We start from the raw sequence: 6,000 nt of genomic DNA, 5'->3' as shown, positions 1-6,000 counted from the left end.
CTTCTCCATATATCTTCCTTGCATCATTTACTTTTATTGTCACTGCCTTTGGTGTTATCTCTACTGTACCTTCTCCGGTTCTGTCTTCGTAGTTCGGATTTTCTACCTTAACATGAACTGGATATGTTCCTACATTGGTGTATGATGGTTTTTTCTCGCTCCAGTTAGTTCCATCTTCGCTGTAGTATACTTTGTCTCCTGCGATGAGGTTAGTTACTTCTATGCTGTGTGGTTGACCATCATATACTCCTTTGTAGTTAGTAATGTTAAGTTTTTCTCCTTGGCCTTTAATTTTGTAACCGAAATATACTGTCTTGATAAAGTCATCCTGGTTATCACTGTCAATATCAATTACAACATCTCCACCTGATGTATTACCGCCATGACTTGCTGAATTTGGTTCATATACATAGCGATTTCCATTGTATGTTATAGTTGCTGACGCTTCTGGATTGTAAATGCCTGATGGCAATAATGATGTCTTTTTGCTATCTATTATTGTTTCAAATAATTCACTGCCTAACACTACTCTGTCACCAAAGGGTATCCTAGTTCCTGCTTCATTTACAGGATAGCCTTCTCCATCTACCAGATAATACTCCTTGGTGATTTTTCCTGCTCCGATTGTTAATTCCGGTGAATCTACAATCTGGGCACAGTTTACTTCATTGAAGTTCTTGTAAGTTAATCTAGCACTTTCATTTGTAGGATAGCTTTCAACTTCATTTATTGCATCCAGAATATCATCATTTAGCTTGATATAAATGGTTAAGGAAGCACCATTCGCAGTAATATCACCAATGATCCATGTTACTGTATTTCCTTTTACTGTAGCATTTGTACCTGCACTTGCAACTACGCTATTTGCTACACCAGAATCAATGTGGAAATATCTGCTGTCTATAGTATCTGTCAATACCGCATTTGTGCCTGCTATTTTGATGTTGTTTGCAATTGTATTAAATAAAGGTACCAATGTGCTGGCATCATCTACTGAAAACGCATAATTTTCTCCAGGTTGTGTTGCAATATTCTTTAATTTATTATAGGCTGTTTGACCTGCTTGGAAGCCTATGGCATAAATAGTTACACCATCATTTTTTAGTTGAGCTGCTATTTTAGGATTTTCACTTCCTCTATTCGGATCTCCATCAGTTAAGAAAATAATATATGCGGGACGACTCTTATCCTCTCTTTTATCCAATAAATTTTTAGCTCCTGTGAATGCAGCATCATAACTTGTACCATTTTGTCCATTTCCACGCAATGAATTTATTTTTTGAATTAAAGTAGATTCCGCATCACTACCACTGATCTGAACTTCTTCAGTATAGTCAAGATTATACTGCGGCCATCCTGAATCACCGGAAAAAGATACTAATCCAACCCTGTTTGGAGAAGTGTCCATTCCGGATGATGGTGTGAACATACTTCTTACAAAGCTTATGGCAGCTTCCTTTGCAATATCCATTCTGGTCTCATTACTTGAGACAGTAATTATATTATCACAAGGATCTGTATGTGGTGCAGGTGGTGCAGGTGACCAAGGCCCCCAAGAATCCCAAGGATAATCTCTATATCTTGTCTGAGTTACGCTTTCATAGACCTTTCCACATTTATTGCATACATTTCTGGCTACTCTAGTCTCTACTGTTCCCCAGAAGTTTGCCGAAGAACTTCCATATTTAAGTTCTACCTTACCACCACAAACTTCTTGTCTTGTTACTTTATCTGCCATGCTTCCTGATCTGTCTATAATCAGGACAGCATCAACGCCCTGTTGAACAGGTTGACCTTTTATGTTGAAAACTACTTTAGCTGTTCCCTTGCTTTTGTCAACCCATTGCGCAGATTTTTCCATACGTACATAGCCAGGGTTTGGAAATTGAGGATACTCCACTGGATTTTCATTTTCCGGATAACCTATCTTGGTGTTTCCAGTTACTTCTGCCAATATGCTAAACCCTGTAAAAGCCTTGAGCAATGGCATCTTCTGAAGCTTTGTAACCAGAGGATTTACAATTATTGGCTCTTCAATCAGTGTTGTATCTCCGCTGACAATGTTATCCTTTCCAGCATCTTCATGAGAGGTTTCTTCTTCTATTCTATCTTTCAATTCATATATTAGCTCTATCACATTGTTTCCATATCCAAGTGTCAATTCAACAGGTTTGCTTTCTATGAAAAGTAATCCCTCTTCATTGACTGCATAGTCACTTCCTTTTATGGCATCCCCAACTTTAAAACCTTCAATTATTTCGGTATGAGTCAATTTCTTGCCATCGTGAATCAGGATATGGTTCACTGTCAATGTGATTTCTCCGGCTACCTCAACCTTCTCATAATAGACTATTACCTTGTTCAATTCTTCATCTTCGTTTATTACTAGACTTGTTGCTTGGCCATCCACTACCTTATATCCTTCTATTTCCGGATGTGGTATCTCTATTGTTGTTCCCACTTCAGCAGTGCCTCTGATAGGCTCTAAACCTTCAATGGCTTCTTCTGTTCCCTGAAGCAGATATTGGATTTCATAAGCCTTTTCAACAATAGCTATCGGTGTCTGATCAACAGGTTGTGGTGTCACTTCTTCTGGTAGTCCTTCTGTAGTACCTGGCTCAGGTGTTTGCTCTGCAGGTTGTTCTGCTTCGCCTTCCTCCTGTACCGGTTCTGCAGGTTGTTCTTCTACTTCTCCTTCTTCAGATACAGGTTCTGTAACTGGATTTTCTGTTTCACCTGCATCCGGTGTCTGCTCTGCAGGTTGTTCTGCTTCGCCTTCCTCCTGCACCGGTTCTGCAGGTTGTTCCTCTATTTCTCCTGTCTCCTGCGCAGGTTCTTCTGCTACTTCTTCAGTGCTTTCTTCTATCTCCAGAGGATTTGCACTATTCCCTTCTGACTCCTCTGGAGTTAATACTATATCCTCCATCACCTCATCAAGATTACTCGGATTCCCTTCTGCATATGCAGTAATACCTATGTTGAAAACCATTAGCAAGACCATAAGAAACGCAATGGATCTTTTCACTTTTCCTTTCATCTTTTCACCTCCTTTTCTTTGAGCTCGTTCTGTAAAGTTAAATGAAAATTGAGGACCTGCCACACTTTCTGGTACAATGTTTCTGCCAACAAAACACTTTACCTCCCAGAAAGGAGCAAGTCCTCATGCAGAAAATTGTATCATTAAAGTGTCCTAAGTGCAACAACTCTATATCGTTTTATCGTTTCGGCAAAGATAAAGATGGGTATCAGAAGTATCTCTGCCGTAACTGCAATCATCAGTTCGCACCTGACCGTCCAATTGTCAGAAAGGTTCAGGACTATCCTCGATGCCCGGTTTGCGGCAAGGCATCCTTCATCCATCATGACTATGAACACTACACTAACTATCGTTGCTGTGATAAGTCTTGCAATCATTCGTTCTTTGTCGCTAAACATACTTCCGTTGATTCAGCTTCCATGTCAAACCTGTTTGGCAAAACTGACTTCAAACGTATGAGATATCCGGTGCATCTGATCATTACTGCTCTTTCTATGTTCTACCTTGGTAAGAACTCTTTTAGAAACATTGCTTTGATTTTTCAGATTGCTTTCAATGTCAAGGTCTCTCATACTACTATTAGCGATTGGTGTAAGAAGTTCGCCCCTATGTTTCATAACTTCAGTCTGCAGCTTATACCTACTCTTAACTTTGACTCTGATGAATGGCACACCGATGAGACTGTAGTGAAAATCAATGGTGTTAAGCATTATATCTGGTTTATCATTGATTCTGAAACAAGATTCATACTTGGTTATCACTTGTCACCTCATCGTGATTCTCCTCAAGCCTTTTCTCTGTTAGAGTCAGTTAAGACACTTGGTAAGCCAGGTTCAATCGTTTCAGACCGTTACAGTGCCTACAAGGTACCTGTAAAATCTATATTTGATAATGTTAAGCACATAAGGGTTCAATCATTTAAGGATGATATATCAAATAACCTCATTGAATCCTTCCATCATCAGTTTAAGGCTTGGTATAAGACTAAGCAGGGGTTTAACTCCTTTGATTCAGCCAATAATCTAATCAGTATGATTGTGTTCTTTTTCAATTTCGTAAGGCCACATTCATCTCTTAACGGTCTTACACCTGCACAAGTAGCTGGTTTGCAACTGTCTGCTAAAGAAAAACGGAAGTATTTACTTGTAGCCTAAATTCCGCCTATTTACTTCTCAACTGCTGCACTATGAATTGTCATAGGGCAGGCGTCAGCCTGTTCATTTTACCCTTGACTATTCATAGTGCAGCAGTTACAAACTTGATTGCGGAATTTTGAGCTATTCTACGAAACATTGTGCTAGTTTTTCATATTAACTTTACAGAGTCTTTGAGCTGAATTCATAACTTAATTTTTCTATAAAAAGTCAGGCGTCAATATTAATTAACCAATTTAAGTTAGCTTTGGTTAATTAGCATTGTAGCTTGACATTTATAGCTTAGTAATTTGATTCCTTCACACATTAATGATATTTCATTCTATATATATCCTATTCATTAAATTTTAGTCATCTGAGTAATATTTTTCTTATATGGCTTCTGCCTTTTTCATCATTTCAACAAAGATTTTTGCTAAATTAGGGTCAAATTGACTTCCTGCTTTATTCTCTATTTCCTTTAGCGCTTCTTCATGTGTCAGCCTTTTTTTGTATGGCCTTTCATTTACCATGGCATCATATGCATCTGCAATGGCGAATATTCTCACTACCAATGGTATTTCATCATTTCTTAGAAGTCCGGGATATCCTTTCCCATCCCATCTTTCATGATGTACCAGTATCAGTTCATCTATCGCCATCGTATCTTTTGATGCTCCTATAATGTGGTATCCTATCTCACTGTGACGCCTTACCTTCTCCCATTCATCATCGCTTAAGGCTCCTCTTTTCTGAAGTATGTGTGATGGAACACCTATTTTACCTATATCATGAAACTCGCATAGGAGTTTTAATTCCTCTTTCTCCTTCTCTCCTAAGCCTATTTCATCTGCCAGCATGAGGCATAGGGATTTTAGCCTTTCATAATGAGCCTTGGTTTCCAATGATATTTCTTCCAGCTTGTCCTTTAGATATTTAATCATGGATGATTTCGCATCCTTGCTTTCATTCAGCTTGCTGAAATACATACGGTTCTCAGCTCTTCTTAAAATTTCGTTTATGTTTTCTTCTTCCCGTGTTTTTGTGGCTACTCCAAAGCTGATGCTGATTTTTATGAAGTCCACAGGATTCAAGTTGCATTGGTCTTTTATTCTTTTTATTATGTTTAGCGCTGTCTTCTCAGGGGTACAAGGCAACAGCACTACAAATTCGTCTCCCCCTATTCTGCTTATTATGTCTTCTTTCCTGAAGATTTTCTTCATCATCTCTGCTACCCTTTTTAGTGCCTTATCTCCCATTTCATGTCCAAAGGCATCATTTATGAGCTTAAGCCCGTTCATGTCCCCCATTATTACGCTTATGGGCAACTGCCTTGGGCTATCCAGCCTTGAGAGTTCTGCTTCAAAAAAGTCCCTGTTGTAAAGGCCTGTAAGTTTATCCTTGTAGCCGTAACAGCCTTGTTTGCTATGAAAATCATGTATTATGCTGTTTATTGTGTATAAATTATCTGATCTCACTGATTTCTTGAGCCTTGAAATGTCGTTGTAAAATATGAGCAAATAATCTCTGTCATCGCTGAATATATTGATTGAATATAACCTATGAAGCTGATTTATGTATTTCTCAAATTTTCTTCTCGTGTTTGGTATCATATTGTAGTAGATATCTTTATCATTAAAAACATCTCCGCCATACTCCAAAACTATTTCCGATATTCTTCTTCCAAGGACTTGCTCGGTCTTTATATTTGTTATGCTTTGAAAGTTATCACTTACATTGATTAACAAGTAATCAATGAATCGGTCATTTTTATCGAATATTGGTTTATATCTCAGGAAAAAATCATATTTTGAAGGATACTCCATAATA

Annotated in this window: 3 protein-coding genes; 1 reads left to right on the top strand and 2 read right to left on the bottom strand. The window is 38.2% G+C overall.

Features of this window, described 5'->3' with window-relative positions; genetic code table 11:
- Positions 1 to 3,037 (bottom strand): VWA domain-containing protein (locus BUB48_RS03220; RefSeq protein WP_139249896.1); only part of this gene is annotated, 3,037 nt, incomplete at its 3' end.
- 125 nt (positions 3,038 to 3,162) lie between these two features.
- Between BUB48_RS03220 and BUB48_RS03215 the strand changes: the two genes are divergently transcribed.
- Complete coding sequence (locus BUB48_RS03215) at positions 3,163 to 4,191, top strand: IS6 family transposase (protein ID WP_073024487.1); 1,029 nt, start codon at positions 3,163 to 3,165, stop codon at positions 4,189 to 4,191.
- 371 nt (positions 4,192 to 4,562) lie between these two features.
- Here BUB48_RS03215 and BUB48_RS03210 read toward each other — a convergent pair whose 3' ends face one another.
- Positions 4,563 to 5,996, bottom strand: coding sequence for an HD-GYP domain-containing protein (locus BUB48_RS03210; protein WP_073024485.1), 1,434 nt, complete (start codon positions 5,994 to 5,996; stop codon positions 4,563 to 4,565).
- Positions 5,997 to 6,000: the final 4 nt, after the last annotated feature.

This window comes from Lutispora thermophila DSM 19022 (assembly GCF_900142105.1).
Classification (GTDB): Bacteria; Bacillota; Clostridia; order Lutisporales; family Lutisporaceae; genus Lutispora; species Lutispora thermophila.
The sequence above is the reverse complement of the archived record's forward strand: the minus strand, read 5'-3'. Positions and strand labels throughout refer to the sequence as shown.

What these genes read in the sequence shown, in the direction of transcription:
- BUB48_RS03215 (WP_073024487.1), top strand. Translation starts at nt 3,163, where the DNA reads ATGCAGAAAATTGTATCATTAAAGTGTCCTAAGTGCAACAACTCTATA.
- BUB48_RS03210 (WP_073024485.1), bottom strand. Translation starts at nt 5,996, where the DNA reads ATGGAGTATCCTTCAAAATATGATTTTTTCCTGAGATATAAACCAATA.